Genomic DNA, 25,223 nt, shown 5'->3' with positions numbered 1-25,223 from the left:
CAATGGCTTGTTTCCGTTTAAGTTGCATTTTAAGTCCCAGGTGATTGTATCGAGTCAAAAGCTACTGTATTGTGCATAGTTCATTTAGTCTAAGTAAGTTATTTGTTGCCAATATAATGGCCAACTAAGCTCCCATTTATTGGAAAAAAGACCTTATGGCGCAGCCAAAAACCGCTGATAGTGCAGATAAAAATAATCCCCAACCTACTGATGCGGACCGTTTGGCTAAAAAAACATCACCAAACAGGCATAGAAACGCGACTACCACGCCGGAAATGCGTCAATTTATTCAACGTTCAGACTATAGCGTGAGTCAACTGGCAAAAATTTTAAATATCTCAGAAGCTACCGTCAGAAAATGGCGTAAACGCGACTCCATTAGCGATATACCTAATACCCCCCATCATTTAAAAACCACGCTTTCACCAATGGAAGAATATGTGGTTGTGGGACTGCGTTATCAACTGAAGATGCCACTTGATAAATTGCTCAAAATTACTCAAAAATTTATTAACCCCAATGTTTCGCGTTCAGGGTTAGCAAGGTGCTTAAAGCGTTATGGGGTATCCAAGTTAGATGCATTTGAAAGCCCACATGTGCCAGAGCGCTATTTCAATCAATTGCCTATCGTTCAAGGCACAGATGTCGCGACATACACATTAAATCCACAAACCTTAGCCGCCACATTGGCATTGCCCGAGGCAACCCCAGATAGCGTAGTGCAAGTGGTTTCGTTAACCATACCACCGCAACTCACTCAAGCAGACCGTTACTCCATTTTATTGGGGGTCGATTTTGCGACTGATTGGATCTATTTAGACATTTATCAAGACAGTCATACTCAAGCCACAAATCGCTATATTGCTTATGTGTTAAAGCACGGCCCGTTTCATTTACGTAAGCTATTAGTCAAAAATTACCATACATTTTTAGTCCGTTTTCCTGGCGCAACTGTCGAAAATGCACCCAAAATGGCACAACAGAAAAATCATTCAGCTACGGATAAGCTGAACACTGGAGACTCACTATGAGCCAAACCGAACAACCGCAAGAGACTGCAAATATAGAGCAAGACTCTCGCTTAAATAAACGCCTTAAAGACATGCCAATTGCTATCGTCGGCATGGCGAGCATCTTTGCAAACTCGCGTTATTTAAATAAGTTTTGGGACTTAATCAGCGAAAAGATTGATGCAATTACTGACGTCCCTGAATCGCACTGGCGCGCCGAAGATTACTTTGATGCAGATAAAAGCACCCCAGATAAAAGCTACTGTAAACGCGGTGGATTTATCCCAGAAGTTGACTTCAATCCAATGGAGTTTGGCCTGCCACCTAATATTTTAGAGCTAACTGATACCTCACAATTACTTTCATTGGTTATTGCCAAAGAAGTCTTAGCTGATGCTGGGGTTACATCAGAGTACGATACAGATAAAATCGGTATCACACTCGGCGTGGGGGGCGGTCAAAAGATCAATGCAAGCTTATCTGCACGTCTACAATATCCAGTACTTAAAAAAGTATTTAAAAGCAGCGGCTTAAGCGATACTGACAGCAATATGCTGATCAAAAAATTCCAAGACCAATATATTCACTGGGAAGAAAACTCATTCCCAGGTTCGCTAGGCAACGTAATTGCCGGTCGTATTGCTAACCGCTTCGATTTAGGCGGCATGAACTGTGTGGTCGATGCGGCATGCGCAGGTTCACTTGCCGCAATGCGTATGGCACTGACAGAGCTGGTTGAAGGGCGCAGTGAAATGATGATAACCGGTGGTGTGTGTACCGATAACTCACCTTCGATGTACATGAGTTTTTCAAAAACCCCCGCATTCACCACCAATGAAACCATTCAACCATTTGATATCGACTCAAAAGGCATGATGATTGGTGAAGGTATCGGCATGGTAGCGCTTAAGCGTCTTGAAGATGCAGAGCGTGATGGCGACCGTATTTATTCTGTAATTAAAGGTGTCGGCGCTTCATCAGACGGTAAATTTAAGAGTATTTACGCTCCGCGTCCTGAAGGCCAAGCAAAAGCATTAAAACGTGCTTATGATGACGCTGGTTTTGCCCCTGAAACAGTTGGCTTAATTGAAGCGCACGGCACAGGTACTGCTGCTGGTGATGTTGCCGAGTTTAACGGTCTTAAATCTGTATTTGGTGAAAACGGCGCCGCCAAGCAGCACATTGCTTTAGGGTCAGTGAAGTCGCAAGTGGGTCACACTAAATCAACTGCAGGTACTGCTGGTGTCATTAAAGCAGCCCTTGCCCTGCACCATAAAGTGCTGCCACCAACCATTAACGTCTCTAAACCAAACCCTAAGCTTAATGTTGAGGATTCACCGTTTTTCATTAATACCCAAACACGTCCATGGCTGCCTCGCCCAGATGGCACACCGCGACGCGCCGGTATTAGCTCATTTGGTTTTGGTGGCACAAACTTCCATTTAGTATTAGAAGAGTACAGCCCAGAGCACCGTCGTGATGAGAAGTACCGTCAACGCCAAGTAGCACAAAGCATACTCATTAGCGCTGATAACAAAGCGGCCTTAATTGCAGAAGTGAACCAGCTTAGTGCTGAAATCAGTAGCCTAAAAGGGACTGACAACAGCAGTATCGAACAAGCAGAGCTCACTCGCATCGCCAAGCTTTATGCTGTGCGTAAGCTTGATGACTCAGCTGCGCGTTTAGGCCTTGTGGTCTCAAGCCTTAATGAATTAACCTCCCAGCTTGGTTTATCGTTAAAGCAGCTAAATAATGATGTTGATGCATGGCAACTACCATCAGGTACTAGCTACCGTTCATCAGCACTCATCACGATTAATGCCAACCAAAAGACAACTAAAGGCAAGAAAGCGACTAACGCACCAAAAGTGGCGGCGTTATTTGCAGGTCAAGGTTCTCAGTACCTCAACATGGGTATTGAAGTGGCATGTCACTTCCCTGAAATGCGCCAGCAATTAGTCAAAGCCGACAAGGTATTTGCAAGCTTTGATAAAACGCCATTATCAAAAGTCATGTTCCCTATTCCTGCATTTGAAAAAGCAGATAAAGATGCGCAAGTAGCTTTACTCACCCGCACTGATAACGCACAAAGCGCCATTGGTGTAGTAAGCATGAGCCAATACCAATTGTTTACTCAATCAGGTTTTAGCGCAGATATGTTTGCCGGCCACAGCTTTGGTGAACTGTCAGCATTATGTGCAGCGGGTGTGATATCAAATGATGATTACTACCAATTATCATTTGCCCGTGGCGCTGCAATGGCAGCATCAGCCGTTGATAAAGACGGCAATGAATTAGACAAAGGCACCATGTATGCCATTATCTTGCCAGCTAACGCAAATGATGCCGCCAATAGTGATAATATCGCCAAACTAGAAACCTGCATCAGTGAGTTTGAGGGCGTGAAAGTCGCTAACTATAACTCTGCGACCCAATTAGTCATTGCTGGCCCAACTGACTCTTGTGCAAATGCAGCTAACGCCATTAGCGCACTAGGCTTTAAAGCCATTGCATTGCCAGTATCAGGGGCTTTTCACACCCCACTTGTCGGTCATGCGCAAAAACCGTTTGCCAAGGCAATTGATAACGCTAAATTTACTGCCAGCAAAGTCGATTTGTTCTCAAATGCAACGGGCGACAAACACCCTAAAGATGCTAAATCAATTAAAGCCGCTTTCAAGCAGCACATGTTGCAGTCAGTGCGTTTCACTGACCAGCTAAACAACATGTATGATGCTGGCGCGCGCGTATTTGTCGAATTTGGCCCTAAAAACATTCTCCAAAAACTGGTTGAAGCGACCCTAGGTAATAAAGCGGAAGCGGTATCCGTTATCAGTATCAATCCAAACCCTAAGGGCAATAGTGATGTGCAATTACGTGTTGCCGCCATGCAACTTAACGTTTTAGGCGCACCATTAACTGAAATTGACCCTTATCAAGCCAAAATAGCCGCCCCAACAATACCTAAAGGCATGAACGTCAAACTCTGCGCAGCTAACCATATTAGTGAGGCCACTCGCGCCAAAATGGAAAAGTCATTAGCAACAGGTCAAGTCAGTTCACAAGTGGTTGAAAAAATTGTAGAAAAAGTTATCGAGAAGCCGGTAGAAAAAATAGTAGAGAAGATTGTGGAAAAAGAAGTCATTAAAACTGAATATGTTGAAGTTGCCGCATCTAACGCGACAACAGCATCCAATGCTGCAGCCACTGTTAGGCAGTCGACTCAGTCAATCACAGCTCAAACACAAGCTCAAACTGCGCCAGCGACTGGCAGCTTAGAAGCCTTCTTTAACGCGCAACAGCAAGCGGCTGATGTGCACCAGCAGTTCTTAGCGATTCCGAAGCAATATGGCGATACCTTTACTCACCTAATGACCGAGCAAAGTAAAATGGCCGCCGCAGGACACGCTATTCCAGAGAGCTTGCAACGTTCAATGGAGTTATTCCACCAGCATCAAGCACAAACTTTGCAAAGCCATACTTTGTTCCTTGAGCAGCAAGCACAAGCTAGCCAAAATGCCTTGAGTATGCTGACAGACCAAGCTCCTGTAGCAACTGCCGTTGTTAATATGCCGGCAACGACCAAACCTGTCGTTACGACTCCAGTGATTGCTGCACCAGTAGTTGAAGCAGTGAAAGTAGCGGCTCCTGTACCTGCTCCAGCAGTTAACACTCCAGTAGCAAAAGCCACACGTATAGATCAAGCTGCCGCGATGGCCGCTCCTGCTCCACGGGTAGAACCAGTTAAAGCACCTGCTCCTGTAGCCGCTCCTGTAATAAATGCACCTGCAGTAACTGATCCAGCAGGCTTAAGCGCGCAAACAGCCCTGAGCTCACAAAAAGTTCTGAATACTATGTTAGAAGTGGTTGCAGAAAAAACAGGTTACCCAACTGAAATGCTTGAACTCAGCATGGATATGGAAGCAGATCTCGGTATTGATTCTATCAAACGTGTAGAGATCTTAGGTACTGTTCAAGACGAACTTCCAACACTGCCAGAGCTAAGCCCTGAAGATTTAGCCGAGTGTCGTACTCTTGGCGAAATCGTTGACTATATGGGTAGTAAACTACCGGCCGCAGGCGCTATGAACAGCAACACTGCAAATGCAACTCACACAGCCGTTTCCGCCCCTGCTGCTTCAGGTCTTAGCACAGAAACAGTACTCAACACTATGCTTGAAGTGGTTGCAGAAAAAACCGGTTATCCAACTGAAATGCTTGAATTAAGCATGGATATGGAAGCCGATTTAGGCATCGATTCAATCAAGCGAGTTGAAATTCTAGGGACGGTTCAAGACGAACTACCAACACTGCCAGAGCTGAGCCCTGAAGATTTAGCTGAGTGTCGTACCCTTGGCGAAATTGTTGACTATATGAACAGCAAACTACCCGCTGCAGGCGCTAATACACAGGCCGCAGCAGGCGCCTCTCAAGTAGCAGCTACTCAAACATCAGATTTAAGTGCTGAACAAGTACAAAGCACTATGATGACTGTTGTTGCTGAAAAAACCGGTTACCCAACTGAAATGCTTGAATTAAGCATGGATATGGAAGCGGATTTAGGCATCGATTCAATCAAGCGTGTTGAAATTTTAGGTACTGTTCAAGACGAACTGCCAACACTGCCTGAACTAAGTCCTGAAGATTTAGCTGAGTGTCGTACACTTGGTGAAATTGTTGACTATATGAATTCTAAGCTTGCTGCGGTTACTGCTACAACAACCGCAACGTCTGTAACTCTAGCCGCTTCAGCTGATCAAGCATCTGGTTTAAGTGCACAAACAGCCTTGAGCGCAGAAACAGCCTTGAGCGCCTTGTCTGCATTAACAGCTGAGCAAGTACAAAGTACTATGATGACTGTGGTTGCTGAAAAAACCGGTTACCCAACTGAAATGCTTGAATTAAGCATGGATATGGAAGCCGATTTAGGTATCGATTCAATCAAGCGTGTTGAAATTTTAGGTACTGTTCAAGACGAACTGCCAACACTGCCAGAGCTTAACCCTGAAGATTTAGCTGAGTGTCGTACCCTTGGTGAAATTGTTGACTATATGAATTCTAAGCTTGCTGCGGTTACTGCTACAACAACCGCAACGTCTGTAACTCTAGCCGCTTCAGCTGATCAAGCATCTGGTTTAAGTGCACAAACAGCCTTGAGCGCAGAAACAGCCTTGAGCGCCTTGTCTGCATTAACAGCTGAGCAAGTACAAAGTACTATGATGACTGTGGTTGCTGAAAAAACCGGTTACCCAACTGAAATGCTTGAATTAAGCATGGATATGGAAGCCGATTTAGGTATCGATTCAATCAAGCGTGTTGAAATTCTAGGGACGGTTCAAGACGAACTGCCAACACTGCCAGAGCTTAACCCTGAAGATTTAGCTGAGTGTCGTACACTGGGTGAAATCGTTAGCTACATGAACTCTAAGCTACCTGCTGAAGGCGCTAAACTTTCAACAAGTGCAGCTGAAGGCTCTCAGCCAACGCTAAGCTCAACTGACACTTCACCTGCCACAGCTGAGTTAGCAACTGACTTACCTCCTCATCAGGAAGTTGCGCTAAAAAAGCTGCCCGCGGCGGATAAGTTAGTTGACGGTTTTTCAAAAGACGCTTGTATCGTTATCAATGATGACGGCCATAACGCAGGTGTTTTAGCTGAAAAACTAGTAGCAACAGGCCTAACCGTCGCCGTTATTCGTAGCCCTGAGTCAGTGATATTGGCGCAATCACCGCTCAGCAGTGATATCGCTAGTTTCACTTTATCTGCGGTCAATGACAACGCGATTAGTGATGTCATTGCTCAAATTAGCAAGCAACATAAGATCGCAGGCTTTGTGCATTTACAGCCTCAACTTGCAACTGATACAACAAAGAACACACTTGCGTTAAGTGATGCTGGTTTTACCTCTGTTGAACAAGCTTTCTTGATGGCTAAACACCTTCAGCAATCATTTGCTGAACTGGCTAAAACTGAGCGCGTAAGCTTTATGACTGTTAGCCGCATTGATGGTGGATTCGGTTACTTAAACCGTAACGAGCTTGCAAAAGCAGAGCTTAACCAAGCGGCATTATCTGGTTTAACGAAAACATTAGGTCATGAGTGGCCAACTGTGTTCTGTAGAGCATTGGATATTACCCCAAGCTTTGAGGCTGTCGAGTTAGCACAAGCGGTAATTGCAGAATTATTTGATGTTGATACTGCAATTGCTGAAGTGGGTATTAGCAGCCAAGGTCGTCATACACTCTTCGCAACCACAGCATCAGCCACAACTGGTGCCGCCACCCGTTACCAAGGCGCATCACTAAACAGTGAAGATACCGTGCTGGTGACTGGCGGAGCGAAAGGCGTCACATTTGAATGCGCCTTAACTCTTGCTAAGCAAACTCAGTCGCACTTTATCCTAGCCGGTCGCAGTGCGCATTTAGCCGGTAATTTACCTCAGTGGGCAAAGAGTGTCATAGCGGCTGCGCCTAACGCTAGTGAAGTAAACTCCAGCCAATTAAAAGCCGCTGCAATCGGATTTATTCAATCTCAAGGTAACAAGCCAACACCTAAGCAAATTGATGCCTTAGTTTGGCCGATTACCAGCAGTTTAGAAATTGATCGTGCATTAGCCGCGTTCAAAGACGTTGGTGCAAGTGCGCAGTACATCAGCATGGATGTCAGTTCAGATGCAGCCATTAGGTCATCACTTGCAGATGTTAAACCGATTACAGGCATCATTCATGGTGCGGGTGTACTCGCTGATAAACATATTCAAGACAAAACCTTAGCTGAATTAGGCCGTGTATATGGCACTAAAGTGTCTGGCTTTGCCGGCATCATCAATGCGATTGATGCAAGTAAGTTAAAACTGGTCGCCATGTTCTCATCAGCAGCAGGTTTCTATGGCAATACTGGCCAAAGCGACTACTCAATGTCTAATGAGATCCTCAATAAGACAGCACTGCAACTTGCAGCTAACTACCCGCAAGCAAAAGTGATGAGCTTTAACTGGGGTCCTTGGGATGGCGGAATGGTGAGTTCAGCATTGAAGAAAATGTTTGTTGAGCGCGGCGTATACGTAATTCCACTTGATAAAGGCGCAAATTTGTTTGCTCACAGCCTATTGTCTGAGTCAGGTGTACAGCTATTAATTGGTTCAAGTATGCAGGGCTCAAGCTCAGCAGCTAAAACAGGCGCAGCTATAAAAAAGCGTAATGCGGACTCTTCGCTTAATGCCGAGGGTTCGCTGATTCTTTCTTTAAATAATGCTGCAAGTCACCGTGTTATGAGTAACACGGTGAGTGTTGAACGAGTACTAGACCCTGTTGCTATGCCCTTCCTTGAAGATCATTGCATTGCGGGTAATCCAGTACTGCCAACAGTGTGCGCCATACAATGGATGCGTGAAACAGCGCAGCAATTGTGTGGTCTACCTGTGACGGTTCAAGATTATAAATTGCTCAAAGGCATTATTTTCGAGACTAAAGAACCACAAGTATTAACGCTGACATTGACGCAAACGCAATTAGGCTTAAAAGCACTGATTGGTAGTCGTATGCAAAGTGATGCCGTTGATAGCTTGCTAAGACCTCAGTATCAAGCAAACCTAATTATTAATGAGAAGGTTATTAATGAGAAAGTTGCTAAAGAAGCGGTTTCAACCACGCTACCGACAGCAGCAAAGAATGCCCAGCAACTAGCAAACTCAGGTAAAGTCATTAGCACTGATAATGAATTGTATAGAAATGGCAGTTTATTCCACGGCCCTCGCCTACAAGGAATAAAGCAGTTGTTAATTGCCAACGATGAACAATTGGTTTGTTCAGTTGAGTTGCCTCAAATTAACCCTGTAGATTGCGCAAGCTTTACACCGAAGATGGCGTTAGGTGGCAGTCAGGCTTTTGCTGAAGACTTACTTTTACAAGCCATGTTAGTGTGGGCGCGTATCAAACACGATGCTGCAAGCTTACCGTCAACCATTGGTGAGTTAACCACTTACGCCCCATTCACCTCTGGCGATAAAGGTTACTTAGTGCTCAATGTGCTTAAAAGTACCAGCCGCTCGTTAATGGCTGATATTGCCCTTTATCACCAAGATGGCCGCTTAAGCTGCACTATGCTAAGCGCAAAAACGACCATCAGCAAAAGCTTGAATGAGGCCTTTTTAGCCCCAGCTAAAGCATTAGCTGATTTGCAGGAGTCTGTGTGAGTAATCAACTGACTGCAAAAACAGCAACGATTAACAGTATGCGAATAGCGTTAAAGCTGGTGGCAAATACGCAAACGGCCAAAAACCTGAGAGCAAACAGAACGGCGCTAAGTGGTGAGCATCTTTTCAATCACATGTTTGTTGCAATTAAACCTTGCTCACTAGCACAAGCTATCGGCGAATCAGCCATTGACCTTGAAATTGATGTTTCAAGTTTAGATAGCGCAGAAAATAATGCTTCTACTGGCAATGACTCATCTACAGCTGTTCAACAATCATCAAGTTTTAGTGACTATTTTGCTCAGGCTATTGCCCATATTGAGCAGCAACAAACCGTGTTACTTAGCCATCCAGCGCTGCCATTTCGTTTATTGATGATGCCGGCAATTGTGGCAGCAAAGCATCGCTGTCATCCTCATGCTTATCTAACAGGTTTAGGTGAGTCTGAGACGCGACAAACCGCAATCAATCTAGCTTTAACTCAAGCTAAGCGCGCCCATATTACGCCCTATCAAGTTGATGTGAGTCACTTACATCGCTACAGCGATAAGTTTGCCGAGTTGCTGTTACTTATTGGCAATATGGCTATGCGCAGCTTGCCAAATCAACAAGTTGATACAAAAACCAATACCTGCCCAGCAACGCCAAAGTATTGGTTTACTCAAGTGCATCAAAGCCGAGTTGCTAGCTTCAACTTTATTGAAAATAATCTGCAACACGCGGCGGTTTTTGTTCAAGGCACAGAGCTTGCCCAAGCAAGCTCGATGTTAGATGAAAACAGGCTATTTTTTCCCATTGCTGCCAAAACATTAGCGGACATGGTGCAAGCATTAATGCAGTTATCTTTAGAATTAAAAGCGCTACATCCACACCAAGATCCTAGCCCATGCGATAGTGCAAACCCGCTAAAAAGCAGTAAAACCCTTGCTTTAATGCTTAAAACCATCAGTGAGTTTGATCAAACTCGAGCCTTATCGGCGGTGATCATGGCCAGCTCATTGGCAACAGCCATCGTTGAAATACAAGCGATGCTAGCAAAGATTCATGCGACCACTGATAGCGCATCAACTACCACGACAGAAATAGATTACAAAACCCCAGCAGGTAGCTGCTTAAGCGTTAATCAACACCAAGCGCTTGGGCTTAATGGTGTGTGTTTTGTTTATCCGGGAGTTGGCACGGTTTATCCGCACATGCTGGCACAATTACCACGCTACTTCCCTGCACTTTTTGCCCAGCTTGAACGAGAGGGGGACCTCAAAGCGATGTTACAAGCTGACAGCATATATGCTGAGCATACAAAAATTAGCGACATGAGCTTGGATAAATTAGCCATTGCAGGTGCTGGCGCAAGCTATATATTAACCAAAGTCCTCAGTGAGTACTTTGGGATTAAACCGCAATTTGCAATGGGGTATTCAATGGGTGAAGCCGCAATGTGGGCTAGCCTAAATGTATGGAAAAACCCATACAATCTGATTAAAACCACTCAACATGATCCTATTTTTATCTCAGACATCACCGGAGAGCTAAATTGCGTGCGCCAAGCATGGCAACTTACGCACGGTGAAGACATTGTATGGAACAGCTTTGTGGTTCGTGCTGCTCCGTCAGAAATTAACGCTCTATTAGATGACTATCCTCGGGTTTACCTTGCCATTAAACAAGGTGATACCTGCGTCATCGCGGGATGCGAGCAAAGCTGCAAAGCATTATTATCACACATGGGCAAACGTGGCATTGCAGCAAACCGTGTTACAGCCATGCACACCAAACCTGCGATGCTCATTCATGACAAAGTACATGCGTTTTATCAGCAACCCTTACGCGAGCAAGCACTACTTGATACTTTGCCAAGCCAGATTAAATTTATCAGCGCCGCAAGCAAATCACCCGTTTTACTAAACAGTGATGCTATTGCTAAGTCGATTGCCGATACTTTTTGCCAGCCTTTAGATTTTACCGCGTTGGTAAACCATGCACGCACACTTGGTGCTAGCTTATTTGTTGAAATAGGTGCAGACAGACAAACCAGTACCTTAATCGATAAAATTGCTCGTAATGCAAAGCCCAGCAACGCCCATGTGAAGTCAAATCCAACCTTTACGGCCATTGCCGCAAACGCCAAAGGTGACGACCAAACTGCGCTGCTTAAATGTATCGCCCAGCTTATCAGCCACAAAGTGCCTTTATCTTTGAATTATGTCACTGACAGCTTATCTCATTTATTGGCCGCAACTCATGCGCTTGAAACACGCCAGCAAAACGTTGCCGCCCAGTTAACGCCTCAATTACAAGGAGAACAATCTTGAGTTCTCAATCAACTGTTCCCAAAATCGCCATTGTAGGGTTAGCCACTCAATACCCTGATGCAGACACGCCGGCTAAGTTTTGGCAAAATTTATTAAATAAAAAAGACTCTCGCAGCACGATTAGTCAGCAAAAACTCAATGCCAACCCAGCTGATTTTCAAGGCGTGCAAGGTCAGTCAGACCGCTTTTATTGTGACCAAGGCGGCTACATTAAAGACTTCAGTTTTGATGCCAGTGGTTATCGCATTGCCGCCGAGCAATTTAATGGCCTTGATGAGAGTTTTTTATGGGCAACTGATACCGCGCGCAAAGCATTGGTCGATGCCGGTGTTGATATTACCGACCCACAAAACAACAGCGCATTACATCGCACCGGCATTGTCATGGGAACCTTGTCGTTCCCTACGGCTAAATCAAATGAATTGTTTATCCCGCTTTATCACAGCGCGGTAGAAAAAGCCTTACAACATAAACTGCAACAAGCTAATTTTACCCTTCAAGGCTTTGACAGTGACGTTTTTGCCCAAGGTGAGCTTGCATCATTATCAAATGGCGCGATTGCGCATAATGCCTCTAAGTTAGTGGCCGATGCCCTGGGTTTAGGCGCTGCGCAATTGAGCCTTGATGCAGCTTGTGCAAGCTCGGTTTACTCATTAAAACTGGCCTGTGATTATTTGCATACAGGTAAAGCCGACATGATGCTTGCCGGCGCAGTTTCTGGCGCTGACCCATTCTTTATTAATATGGGTTTCTCTATTTTCCATGCTTATCCCGAACACGGATTCTCCGCCCCGTTTGACAGCCAATCTAAAGGCTTATTTGCCGGTGAAGGTGCTGGTGTTTTAGTGCTTAAACGCTTAGAAGATGCCGAGCGAGATGGCGACCATATTTACGCATTAGTCAATGGCATTGGTTTATCAAACGACGGTAAAGGCCAATTTGTACTGAGCCCCAACAGTGACGGTCAAGTAAAAGCGTTCGAACGTGCTTATGCTGATGCCGCCATGCATGATGCTCATATAGGTACAGCGCGTTTTAGCCCTGAAAAAGTTGAAGTGATTGAATGTCACGCCACCGGAACGCCGCTTGGTGACAAAGTTGAATTGACCACAATGGAGCGTTTTTTTAGCGACAAATTAAATGGTAATCAGCCACCACTGATAGGGTCTGCTAAGTCTAACTTAGGCCATTTATTAACGGCTGCGGGTATGCCGGGGATCATGAAAATGATTTTTGCCATGCGCCAAGGCGTATTGCCGCCCAGCATTAATATCAGTGCGCCTATTTCATCCCCTTCAGGCATGTTTGGCAATGACACCATTCCCAATGATGTATTGCCTTGGCCTGATAAAGCCGGCAATTCAGCACGTCATGCTGGGGTTTCGGTGTTTGGATTTGGTGGTTGTAATGCCCACTTATTGATTGAGTCTTATCAAGGTAAAACGCATACAAATGCCAGTGCTGTCTCAAGTACAAGTGAAGCAACGACAATCAACGCTCAAACGCCAATGCATATTACCGGCATGGCGTCGCACTTTGGTTCGCTATCGACCGTTAATGCCTTTGCTGACGCGGTAAATAACAATCAAACCGCATTTACCACATTGCCAACTAAACGCTGGAAAGGCTTAGATAAACACCCTGAGTTATTGCAGCAATTTGGGCTTAAACAAACTGCACCAACGGGGGCTTATATTGACAACTTTGATTTTGACTTCTTACGCTTCAAAGTGCCACCAAATGAAGATGACCGTTTAATCTCGCAGCAATTGTTATTGATGAAAGTGGCCGATGAAGCCATTAATGATGCCAAGTTAAAAACAGGTAGCAAAGTGGCTGTTCTGGTTGCGATGGAAACAGAACTTGAATTACATCAATTTCGCGGCCGCGTTAATTTGCACACTCAACTTGCTGCCAGCTTAAGCGCTCATGGCGTGAGCTTATCTGATAGCGAATATCAAGCATTAGAAACCATTGCCATGGACAGTGTGTTAGATGCCGCCAAGTTAAATCAATACACCAGCTTTATTGGTAATATTATGGCATCGCGCATCTCATCATTATGGGATTTTAATGGCCCAGCCTTTACTATTTCGGCGGGTGAGCAATCCGTTAATCGCTGCCTTGATGTGGCGCAAAACTTATTGGCAATGGAGTCTCGTCAAGCGCCTTTAGATGCGGTAATTATTGCCGCTGTAGACTTGTCGGGCAGTATTGAAAATATCGTCCTTAAAACGGCCAAGCTTGCTAACACCGCCAAAGACAAACACTTTAATGTTGGTGAAGGCGCTGGCGCAATTGTGTTGCAAACGGCTGTTGGTTACAGTGATAAGCCTAATGCTAGCGATGACAATGACAACGCTAATGAAAACATCGACCTCATTCATCAAGCACTCGGCGCCGTTGATACGCTAGTTGATGTCCAATCAATTGCATCAACAACCAAGGGTTTAGCAGCGCAATGGCAAAGCTACGCCACCATTGACAGCTTAGCTTTTGGCCACATTGAAAACTTAGCGTTAATCACTGATGAGCTACTCACGCCAACAGGATTAACGACTGACAACATTCAACTATTAGCGCTTAACCAAGCACCCGACTTTGCCGATATTCACACAGCTCAATCGCTGTCACAGCACTATAGTCAGTCGGTGACAACCCAAGCACAAGCATGTATCGGCCATACGTTCGCGGCCTCAGGCATTACCAGCCTATTACACGCGCTTTTGCAAACCCAACAAAATCATCACGCGTTAATTCACCACACCATTGTGGCCACGTTGAGCGAAAACCAATGTTCGCAACTGCTTATTAGCCAAAACACTCAACAAGCCAATGCGGTACACACGCGTATCAACACAAATATCGGACAACAATCCCCCCAAAAGCGCACCCTTGTAAAACAGGTAAGTTTAGGCGGCCGCGATATTTATCAACATATTGTTGATACCCCGATTGCTGAGATTGACAGTATTCGAGCTAAAACTGCGCAGTTAATACCTGTTGAATCCACTGGGTTAGTCAATATGTGTGAACGCAATCAGTTTGTCGCACCACAACATGTCCCGAATAACAATAATACAAAGACAACAGAGACCACTATGCCGTTTTCTGATCGTTCAACCCAGTTTCCGCCTACAGCACAAGCCTCTCAAACATCATCAGTCAATCGCTCTGCTGCAACAGTTAGCCAAGTGCCGCCTGCGCATTTAAGCGCTTTTGAGCAAAACCAATGGTTAGCACATCAAGCGCAATTAGCCTTTTTAAAGAGCCGTGAGCAAGGCTTAAAAGTCGCTGATGCGCTGTTAAAGCAAGAGATTGCCCAAGCAAATGGTCAGCCTTATGTTGCGCAATCGGTTGCACAACCTACTGCAGCTTTACAAGCAGCAAATGTGTTAGCCGAGCCAGTAGCTTCTGCGCCAATCTTACGTCCAAATCATGCCAATGTGCCGCCCTACACAGCGCCTATCCCAGCGGATAAGCCATGTATTTGGAACTATGCCGATTTAGTAGAATATGCCGAAGGTGATATTGCCAAAGTATTCGGCCCAGATTACGCGGTGATTGATAACTACGCTCGCCGCGTTCGCCTGCCTACAACCGATTACTTATTGGTGTCTCGTGTGACGAAATTAGACGCGACGATGAACCAATATAAGCCTTGTAGCATGACCACCGAGTATGACATTCCTGAAGATGCGCCTTACTTAGTCGATGGCCAAATCCCATGGGCGGTGGCCGTTGAATCAGGCCAATGCGATTTAATGCTGATCAGTTATTTAGGCATTGATTTTGAAAACAAAGGTGAGCGCGTTTATCGTTTACTTGATTGTACGCTAACTTTCTTAGGCGATTTACCTCGTGGCGGCGACACATTACGTTACGACATTAAAATCAACAACTTCGCTAAAAATGGCGAGACACTATTATTCTTTTTCTCTTACGAATGTTTCGTCGGCGATAAGATGGTATTAAAAATGGACGGCGGCTGCGCTGGCTTCTTTACTGACCAAGAATTAGATGATGGTAAAGGGGTTATTTATACCGAAGATGAAATCAAAACCCGTGAAGCAGCGTTAAATACACCAAACAAACCTCGTTTTGAACCACTATTACATTGTGCTCAGACCCAGTTTGACTATGGCCAAATCCATCATTTATTAAATGCTGATATTGGCAGCTGTTTTGCTGGCGAGCACCATAACCACCAGCAAGCATCAGGTAAGCAAGACTCATTGTGTTTTGCCTCTGAAAAATTCTTGATGATTGAGCAAGTCGGCAATTTAGATGTCCATGGCGGCGCTTGGGGCTTAGGCTTTATTGAAGGTCATAAACAATTAGCACCTGATCATTGGTACTTCCCTTGTCATTTTAAGGGCGACCAAGTAATGGCTGGCTCATTGATGGCTGAAGGTTGTGGCCAATTATTGCAGTTCTTTATGCTGCACATTGGTATGCATACGTTAGTTGAAAATGGCCGTTTCCAGCCTTTAGAGAATGCTTCACAAAAAGTACGTTGTCGTGGCCAAGTCTTGCCGCAACATGGTGAGCTGACTTACCGCATGGAAGTTACTGAAATTGGTACTCTCCCTCGCCCATATGCTAAAGCGAATATTGAAATATTGCTCAATGGTAAAGCGGTGGTAGACTTCCAAAACCTCGGGGTGATGATTAAAGAAGAAAGTGAATGTACCCGTTACACTGCCGACGCTTGTGAAACACATACAACCTCAGGCACAGTCCAAAAGAACAATAGCCACAACACGCCTGCATCATTAAATGCACCGTTAATGACGCAATTACCAGACTTAAGCGCACCAACCAATAAAGGTGTTATTCCGCTGCAACATGTTGAAGCACCTGTTTTACCTGATTACCCAAATCGTACTCCTGATATGCTGCCATTCACGGCATACCATCTGTTTGAGTTTGCAACCGGTGACATTGAAAACTGTTTTGGCCCAGACTTTAGTATTTACCGTGGCTTTATCCCGCCGCGCACGCCATGTGGCGACTTACAGCTAACCACCCGAGTTGTTGATATTAAGGGCAAACGTGGCGAGCTTAAAAAACCGTCATCGTGTATCGCAGAATATGAAGTACCAACCGATGCGTGGTATTTTGCTAAAAACAGCCATGCCTCCGTCATGCCGTATTCAATATTGATGGAAATTTCACTGCAACCTAACGGCTTTATCTCAGGTTACATGGGCACCACATTAGGCTTCCCAGGGCAAGAGCTATTCTTCCGTAACCTTGATGGTAGTGGTGAACTATTACGTGATGTTGATTTACGCGGCAAGACCATTGTTAATGACTCAAAACTACTATCAACCGTGATTGCAGGCAGCAACATCATTCAAAGTTTCAGCTTTGATTTAAGTGTTGATGGCGAGCCTTTCTATACAGGTAGCGCTGTATTTGGCTACTTTAAAGGCGATGCACTTAAAAACCAGTTAGGTATTGATAATGGCCGTATTACTCAGCCTTGGCACGTTGAAAACAACGTCCCTGCTGATATCACTGTTGATTTACTGGATAAGCAATCTCGCGTGTTCCATGCTCCCGCTAATCAACCCCATTATCGCTTAGCAGGCGGTCAACTTAACTTTATCGACAAAGCTGAAATAGTTGATAAAGGCGGTAAAAATGGCTTAGGTTACTTATCGGCCTCTCGCACCATTGACCCAAGTGATTGGTTCTTCCAATTCCACTTCCATCAAGATCCTGTCATGCCAGGTTCATTAGGCGTTGAAGCCATTATCGAGTTAATGCAAACTTACGCCATCAGTAAAGACTTAGGCAAAGGCTTCACTAACCCTAAATTTGGCCAAATTTTATCTGATATCAAATGGAAGTACCGCGGCCAAATTAACCCATTGAATAAGCAAATGTCGTTGGACGTGCACATAAGTGCCATAAAAGATGAAAACGGCAAACGCATCATCGTCGGTGACGCAAACCTGAGCAAAGACGGTTTGCGCATTTATGAAGTAAAAGATATCGCTATCTGTATTGAAGAGGCATAAAGACAATAATGACAACAAGCATTCAACATGAACAACTTTCTCCATGGCCTTGGCAAGTATCGCCTGAGCATGCAAGCTTTGAACGTACTGAAATAGCGAAAAACCTAAAAGATCTGACTCAGCCTTGTTACTTGGTTAATTTACCCGAACTTGGCTTAGGTATCTCACACCAAGCGGATGTGATTAACCAATCAATGAATACGCCAGCAAGCGCATTACCCGTAAGTGCATTTGCCCCTGCTTTAGGCACTCAAAGCCTAGGCGACAGTAACTTCCGCCGTGTTCATGGGGTTAAATACGCTTACTATGCTGGCGCAATGGCTAACGGTATTTCGTCTGAAGAACTGGTCATTGCACTCGGTCAAGCGGGTATTTTGTGTTCATTTGGCGCAGCTGGCTTAATTCCATCACGCGTAGAGCAAGCCATTAAGCGCATACAAACGGCACTGCCAAATGGCCCGTACATGTTCAACTTAATCCACAGCCCAAGTGAGCCAGCATTAGAGCGAGGCAGTGTAGAGCTGTTTTTAAAACATAACGTGCGCACAGTAGAAGCCTCAGCATTTTTAGGCTTAACTCCACAAATTGTCTATTACCGCGCAGCGGGATTAAGTCGTGACTCACATGGTGAAATCGTTATCGCCAACAAAGTGATTGCTAAAGTGAGCCGCACAGAAGTGGCGAGTAAGTTTATGCAACCAGCTCCTGCTAAAATACTGCAAAAGCTGGTTGATGAAGGCTTGATTACCGTTGAGCAAATGGCGCTCGCCCAATTAGTGCCTATGGCAGATGATGTAACTGCAGAGGCTGATTCTGGCGGCCATACAGATAACCGTCCATTAGTGACCTTATTGCCGACGATTTTAGCGCTAAAAGACAAAATCCAAGCACAGTACCAATATAAAACACCTATCCGTGTAGGGTGTGGTGGCGGTGTCGGCACACCTGATGCAGCACTAGCAACCTTTAATATGGGCGCTGCGTATATTGTGACAGGCTCAATCAACCAAGCTTGTGTTGAAGCGGGCGCCAGCGAACATACTCGCAGGTTACTTGCCACAACTGAAATGGCCGATGTCACCATGGCGCCAGCAGCTGACATGTTTGAAATGGGCGTTAAGCTACAAGTGGTAAAACGTGGCACCTTATTCCCAATGCGCGCTAATAAACTTTATGAGATTTATACCCGTTATGAGTCGATTGAAGCCATCCCTGCTGAAGAACGTGAAAAGCTTGAAAAACAAGTGTTTCGCTCAACGCTTGATGATATTTGGGCCGGCACTGTGGCCCACTTTAACGAGCGCGACCCAAAGCAAATCGAACGTGCAGAAGGTAACCCTAAGCGTAAAATGGCACTCATCTTCCGTTGGTATTTAGGTTTATCAAGCCGTTGGTCTAATTCTGGTGAAGCTGGCCGTGAAATGGATTACCAAATTTGGGCAGGCCCCGCACTTGGCGCGTTCAACGAATGGGCAAAAGGCAGCTATTTAGATGATTATACCCAGCGAAATGCGGTAGACTTGGCAAAACACTTGATGCACGGCGCAGCTTACCACGCTCGCGTTAACTTATTAATCGCGCAAGGTGTGGCTCTACCTGCGGAACTGCAGCGTTGGCAACCTAGCGATAAAGTGAACTAGCGCAAATAATAAAGCTGAAGGTGACACGGTGATAACAAAGTTAAAGTTTCGCCGTCATTAACATCAAGTAACACAGACACATTATCTATTCAGCCAGCGTGTGTTAAGCACCGTGGCTGACTTACTCAACATGTTTGCATTAGGTCTTACTATGAGCGAAACCCAAAAATTAGATTTTTCAGCAGTGAATGACACAACCCTCGCGTCGTTTAATCAACATAAAAACTTGATAAAACGCATGCTAAAAGGCAACAGTGCTGAATGCAGTGAATGTAAAAAGCCGCTCACACTCCAATTGCCGCCTAATACTAAAAATGCCAAAGTCAGCGGCAAGGCTCCAGGTATTTATTGCGCAAAAGGCTGTACTGATATTGAACTCGACATGGAAGCGGTTGCACTAATGAAATAAGCTATCCTCTGGCTTATTCATGCTTGTGCCGCGCTTTACAACCCCGCTGTGACTAATGATTCTAGGGCGCATATTGCGCCCTTTTTACAGCCTAATGCCTAAAACAAATTAACCGTTGTTTTAGGACAAACCCTTTTCCTCCCATGACATCACATTTATCATATTAGATAAGGTTATTATCGATATTAAAGATCAGCATTATTTATCCTTATTAAGGTTTATAGTGAAATTTTTCTGAATACCTTTTTATATTCAATCAACATCTGAACTGATTAGTTCAGAACGTCCAAACGATTTCTCATCCTTGAGGTTAACTTATGACAAACGAATTTATCCCACCGAACATATGGACAATGGAAGATGAAAATGGCGGCAAATGGGGCAGTATTAATCGCCCTGATTCAGGCGCACGCTTTCAACGAGAACTGCCCGTTGGCAAACAGCCACTCCAATTACATTCTTTAGCAACACCCAATGGTCAAAAAGTAACCATCATGTTAGAAGAGTTGTTAGCGCTTGGCGTTAAAGAAGCAGAATACGACGCCTATATGATTAAAATAGGCGACAGTGACCAATTTTCATCTGGCTTTGTTGAAATTAACCCTAATTCGAAAATTCCAGCTTTATATGACACCGATGCACAAGTCAATGTGTTTGAGTCAGGGTCGATACTGCTTCACTTAGCGGAGAAGTTTGGCCATTTTTTACCTGCCACAGGAGCCAAACGTACACAAGTGATGAACTGGTTATTTTGGTTACAGGGATCTGCGCCTTATTTAGGTGGAGGCTTTGGTCACTTTTACGCTTATGCTCCAGAGAAATTTCAATACCCAATCAATCGTTTCTCAATGGAAGCGAAACGACAATTAGATGTACTTGATAAACAACTCGCTAATAACACTTATTTAGCAGGCGATGAATACAGTATTGCTGATATGGCAACCTGGCCATGGTACGGTAATTTAGTGTTGGGCAATTTATATGATGCTGCCACATTTTTAGACGTTAACAGTTACCAACACGTTGTGCGATGGGCTAAATTAATTGAACAACGCCAAGCAGTAAAACGCGGTATTGTGGTTAACCGCGCTTGGGGCGAAAAATGGGAGCAAGTGCCTGAGCGCCATTGTGCTGCTGATATCGATAAGGTATTGAGCCTTAAGCCATAACTCAACCTTATTACCGTTAAAACAAGCTGACTCATTAAACGATATTAAGTCAGCTTTTTTGCATTTTATATGCCAATGTCTTGCCCTAAAACCACTACACAGTACTCATTCCAGCTATTGCCTTATTCAGTATATTTAACCGTCAATCTTAATTGATAGCGTCTAAACTAACTATTCAACAATCAAGTTGTGACCTAAAGAAGGCCAAACGAATTGGACAAAGCCGTTGAACTTAGATGCGATATTAAACGCCTTTACGCCTACTCATTTTTCATAAACGACAACGGCAATAGCAGGAATATGAGATGTTACTTGAATACATGGAAATCGCAGCTTTAGGCGTAGGCGTTAATGGCGTTGAAATACGATTAACAGTCATGTCACCAATAATCGCACAAACATTAAACTCTTTATAAAATTCACCTATATAGCATCGATTAACCCAATGCATTTGTAGGATGTATTTAAATACCGAGCCAGCAAAAGATATAATCCGCTCTCAAATTTAAATGTGCTAATTTTACATTTTTCTTGTGATTGATTGACCAACGTAAGCACATGAGAATGAACAAGGATACATGAATGAACCGAGTGGTAATTGGACTAAAACAGTTAGCAAGAGACATCATCTCTACCACCGTGTCTTTATTTAAAATAATGATCCCGATGATCATCTTAATCAAAATTGCAGATGAATTCGGTGGGATCACATTACTTGGACATTTGCTAGAGCCGCTGATGTCTTTACTTGGATTACCCGGCACAATGGCATTAGTGTGGGCGACAACCATGCTCACTAACTTGTACACAGGCATTATGGTGTTGGTCAATACTGGTGTCGATCTTAGCGTTGCGCAGATCACGGTATTAAGTACATTGATGCTCTTTACCCATGCTCTTCCTGTTGAAGGCATCATTGCTAAAAAAGCTGGCGTACCGGTGTGGTCAACGGTATTAGTTCGAATCGGCGGCGGTATTTTATTCGCTTGGCTCCAACACCTTTATTTCATGTCTTTTGACGTCAATGCGCACACGGCAGTGTTTTTATGGGATACCGAAGCCCATCTTGACGAAAATTTACTGGATTGGTCTATCACGCAAATAGAAGGCTTGCTGATGATCTTTGTGATTATTGCAGCATTAATCTCCCTTCTACGTTTAATGAAAATCCTCAAAATTGAGCATCTTATTGCTTTGTTGATGATGCCTTTATTGAAACTGTTGAAAGTAGGTAAAGCGGCGGCAAACCTAGCGGTTATCGGTATAACCTTAGGGTTATCATATGGTGGCGGGTTGATTATTAGTGAAACTAAAAAAGGCACACTAACCCGTAAAGATGCTTACATTACCGTGATGCTGTTAAATATTTTACACAGCATGTTTGAAGATACAGCCCTTGTGCTGCTTATTGGCGCAGATATCAATGTGGTGCTGTGGACTCGAATTGTGTTCACGATTAGCTTAATTGCGATTGTGTCACAAATTTATACTTATCTAGAGAAACGCAATATCATTACATCCTAACGCCGCAATTTATTGGCAAACAAGCGAATTTATACTCGCCCGTTAATACACTGCTAATTAGTGCTTAGGGAATTGCCATGCTTATAAAATATCAACTCACAAAACACGTAACTTGATTATCGCAGGCAAAATAGTAAGCGAATCGACTACCGTTCGCTTGCCTTAATCTGCTTTTAATTCGATGTTCATTAACTATTTTCTTGGTTTTATCTGAGTGTTTTAAGGCACTATTACGATTAAAAGCCAACGATATAAAGCCTGTTTTACGAACAATAATGCGCACGAATCTTTGCCTTTTAAGCGTATATCGGTATCAATGCTAAAGCCATTTTTATTGTAATCGGCCACCTGTATAACAAGAAAAACAGAGGAATTAGCGTGCTGTTTATCTCAAATTTCCCTATAAAAACACCTTAAGAAACACAGTAAAGCAGCTAATACATGCTTAGCAGAAATAAAACAAACACCAAACAAACAACAAGTCGTTCAATAACTTAACACTTTGTTAGTGTATTTTTTAGTAACAGCTAAATTTGCTAAGCAAAAAGTACACTCACCAGTCATAGCAAGCACTCTACGCATTCATTAGACTTACAAATACTCCTAACGAATTACTAACATAACCGTCAAGTAATTAACCAAAATTAAATGTAATTAATATTCTTGATCCCAACTAAGATTTGGTTCTATTGTTTAGTTATCAACTTATTTCTTATTTAGATAAATATGATTTAAGCGGTTCATATATCTTGCATATTAATGACATAGAGTAAGTTTCCTTAGAAGCAACACAGGAGCGTCCAATGAGAAAATTGCAACTTTTTAGTACAGCAGAAATTGACCACTTACTTTGGTCTGCAAAACCAGAACATAAGTTTTTAGATGATTCCGCGCTCGAAATTTTTACCGACTTTGATGTCGCAAGACCCATCGTTATAGATGCTTCAACAACCGCAATGGCCACCATAAAAATCATGGAAAAAACCCATGCTTATATGCGTATCGTTATCGATAAAACAGATAAGTTTTTAGGGGTGGTTTCGCAACAAGAGTTAGATCAACATAATCTAATGGTGAAAGCTAAGGCGCTGGGAAATACTATCGATGAATTATTAGTAACTGACATTATGATCAGTCGAGATTCAATTCAGGCTTTTGATTTTGAAGAAATAAAAACAGCAAAAGTAAAAGATGTTGTGCGCGTATTACAAGAAACAGGTCGCCGTCATATGTTAGTAATTGATCAGAATTTACACCATATTCGCGGCATTATCGCCGCAAGTGACCTAGCAAGAAAACTCAATATTCCTATCGAAATCAACCAACGTCCTTCATTTAGTGAAATATTTAAAGCTTCACATTAATTGATGTAACACCTACCACAGCCACAACAAGAGCATCTCAGTGGCTGTGATAAATTTTTATTTAAAATAACATTATTACGGCCTCTATATGAGTAATATTCACCGCTATAGTCGTATCATTTATGGGTGTTGTGCTTCTAAAAATTGAATCATTTTGTCAGCCACATCAATGCCCGTTGCAGACTCTATTCCTTTTAACCCTGGAGATGAATTCACTTCCATCACTAAAGGGCCATCTTTTGAACGCAGTAAATCAACTCCAGCAACATTTAAACCAATCGTTTTAGCCGCCTCAATTGCCGTCAACCGTTCTTGTTCTGTCAATTGGACAACCGTTGCTTGACCACCTCGATGTAGATTGGAACGAAACTCCCCTGCAATAGCTTGCCTTTTCATCGCAGCAATCACGTTATCACCAATCACGAAACAACGTATGTCAGCCCCATTTGCTTCTTCAATATACTCTTGCACCATGATATTGGCTTTTAATCCCATAAACGCCTCAATGATTGACTCAGCAGCTTGGCGTGTTTCAGCAAACACGACACCAATTCCTTGCGTGCCCTCTAACAATTTAACCACGCAAGGTGCGCCGCCAACCATATCGAGTAAATCAGGAATGTCTGCGGGTTTGTTAGCAAATCCGGTGATCGGTAATCCAATATTTTGTCGAGAGAGTAATTGTAACGAACGCAGCTTATCGCGAGAGCGAGAGATGGCGACAGATTCATTTAACGGATAGGTGGACATCATTTCAAATTGGCGCAGTACCGCCGTACCATAAAAGGTAACCGACGCACCAATTCTTGGAATAACCGCATCATATTTGGGTAATTCCTGACCTCGCATATGCATACTTGAAGCCTGCATATTGATGTTCATATAACACGTCAGCACATCAATAATATCTACCTGATGACCACGAAAAGTGGCCGCTTCTTTTAATCGCCGTGTTGAGTATAAATTGTCATTTCGAGATAAAATTGCAATACGCATCAATTACTCCCCAAGCAAATAGCTAACGGAGCTGTCAACCAAAAAACGCTTAGACAACGCTTGGCGACCCAGTAACATTCTATAGCGCATATCAGTGCGAGAAGTCAGGGTTAATTCTATCTCAAAATGCAGCATACCTATTTGAACAGGGGTTTTAATCACATATCGCTGCGTAGTATGCCCGCCAGAGCTCTTAACGCGCCTTCGATCAAATACAGCAAATGACTTAACAACTTCACGTTCACTGTCCTGCTCAGGTTGAAACCATACTTTGACCCATTCATCGCTGCCAACTTGGTAGGGCTCAACTTTAAGCACATGCAAGCAAGACGTTTGCGCGCCAGTATCCACTTTCATGTTAATCCGTTCATGATTAATCTCAGGAAAAACAGCCCATTCTTTCCAGCCTATAATCTGTAAACTTGTTGTAGACATCGATGCACCTTAGTCAAAATGAGATAGAAACGTTACTCGTGAGAATTTATCGGTAAACCAGACAAACTTAACCCGACAATACATATACATCATTATTCAATAACATGAACCAACAAGCTTAATTCGCCGTTAAAATGACA

Annotated in this window: 11 protein-coding genes; 9 read left to right on the top strand and 2 right to left on the bottom strand. The window is 43.7% G+C overall.

All coding sequences use genetic code 11. The annotated features are described in order from the left end of the window. Positions 1-155 precede the first annotated feature (155 nt). The 9 genes from G3R48_RS05095 (at position 156) to G3R48_RS05055 (ending at position 23,652) form a co-directional block, all read left to right on the top strand. The gene (locus G3R48_RS05095) at positions 156-1,031 is read left to right on the top strand and encodes a transcriptional regulator (protein WP_228497332.1); all 876 of its coding nucleotides are present in this window, start codon (positions 156-158) and stop codon (positions 1,029-1,031) included. Then, positions 1,028-9,205, top strand: coding sequence for a type I polyketide synthase (locus G3R48_RS05090; protein WP_212593229.1), 8,178 nt, complete (start codon positions 1,028-1,030; stop codon positions 9,203-9,205). The genes G3R48_RS05095 and G3R48_RS05090 overlap by 4 nt, the downstream gene beginning before the upstream one ends. Continuing rightward, complete coding sequence (locus G3R48_RS05085; RefSeq protein WP_153662574.1) at positions 9,202-11,517, top strand: PfaB family protein; 2,316 nt, start codon at positions 9,202-9,204, stop codon at positions 11,515-11,517. The genes G3R48_RS05090 and G3R48_RS05085 overlap by 4 nt, the downstream gene beginning before the upstream one ends. Beyond that, on the top strand, positions 11,514-17,546 hold the full coding sequence (locus G3R48_RS05080; RefSeq protein ID WP_212593228.1) for a hotdog fold thioesterase: 6,033 nt from the start codon (positions 11,514-11,516) through the stop codon (positions 17,544-17,546). Before G3R48_RS05085 ends, G3R48_RS05080 begins: the two co-directional genes overlap by 4 nt. Positions 17,547-17,554: 8 nt before the next feature. Then, positions 17,555-19,186, top strand: a complete 1,632-nt coding sequence (gene pfaD / locus G3R48_RS05075; protein ID WP_153662578.1) for an eicosapentaenoate synthase subunit PfaD — start codon at positions 17,555-17,557, stop codon at positions 19,184-19,186. 151 nt (positions 19,187-19,337) lie between these two features. Next, a complete protein-coding gene (locus G3R48_RS05070) occupies positions 19,338-19,595 on the top strand; it encodes a hypothetical protein (RefSeq protein ID WP_153662580.1) in 258 nt (85 codons plus the stop codon). Positions 19,596-19,912: 317 nt separating this feature from the next. Beyond that, positions 19,913-20,764, top strand: a complete 852-nt coding sequence (yghU, locus tag G3R48_RS05065) for a glutathione-dependent disulfide-bond oxidoreductase (RefSeq protein WP_153662582.1) — start codon at positions 19,913-19,915, stop codon at positions 20,762-20,764. 582 nt (positions 20,765-21,346) lie between these two features. Further along, positions 21,347-22,288: a nucleoside recognition domain-containing protein gene (locus G3R48_RS05060; RefSeq protein ID WP_153662584.1), complete on the top strand. Its 942-nt coding sequence runs from the start codon at positions 21,347-21,349 to the stop codon at positions 22,286-22,288. Positions 22,289-23,091: 803 nt separating this feature from the next. Next, positions 23,092-23,652 carry a CBS domain-containing protein gene (locus G3R48_RS05055; RefSeq protein ID WP_153662586.1) on the top strand — a complete coding sequence of 187 codons (561 nt, stop codon included), beginning with the start codon at positions 23,092-23,094 and terminating at the stop codon, positions 23,650-23,652. A 120-nt stretch (positions 23,653-23,772) separates the two neighbouring features. On the opposite strand, the gene rimK is transcribed toward G3R48_RS05055, so the two are convergent. Both rimK and G3R48_RS05045 read right to left on the bottom strand, forming a co-directional pair. Beyond that, positions 23,773-24,648 carry a 30S ribosomal protein S6--L-glutamate ligase gene (gene rimK, locus G3R48_RS05050; protein WP_153662588.1) on the bottom strand — a complete coding sequence of 292 codons (876 nt, stop codon included), beginning with the start codon at positions 24,646-24,648 and terminating at the stop codon, positions 23,773-23,775. A 3-nt stretch (positions 24,649-24,651) separates the two neighbouring features. Continuing rightward, entirely contained in the window at positions 24,652-25,083 is a 432-nt protein-coding gene (locus G3R48_RS05045) for an ATP-dependent zinc protease family protein (RefSeq protein ID WP_153662590.1), read from the bottom strand. Between the last annotated feature and the right edge of the window lie 140 nt (positions 25,084-25,223).

The organism is Shewanella intestini (genome assembly GCF_018221465.1).
GTDB classification, from domain to species: Bacteria; Pseudomonadota; Gammaproteobacteria; order Enterobacterales; family Shewanellaceae; genus Shewanella; species Shewanella intestini.
The sequence above is the reverse complement of the archived record's forward strand: the minus strand, read 5'-3'. Positions and strand labels throughout refer to the sequence as shown.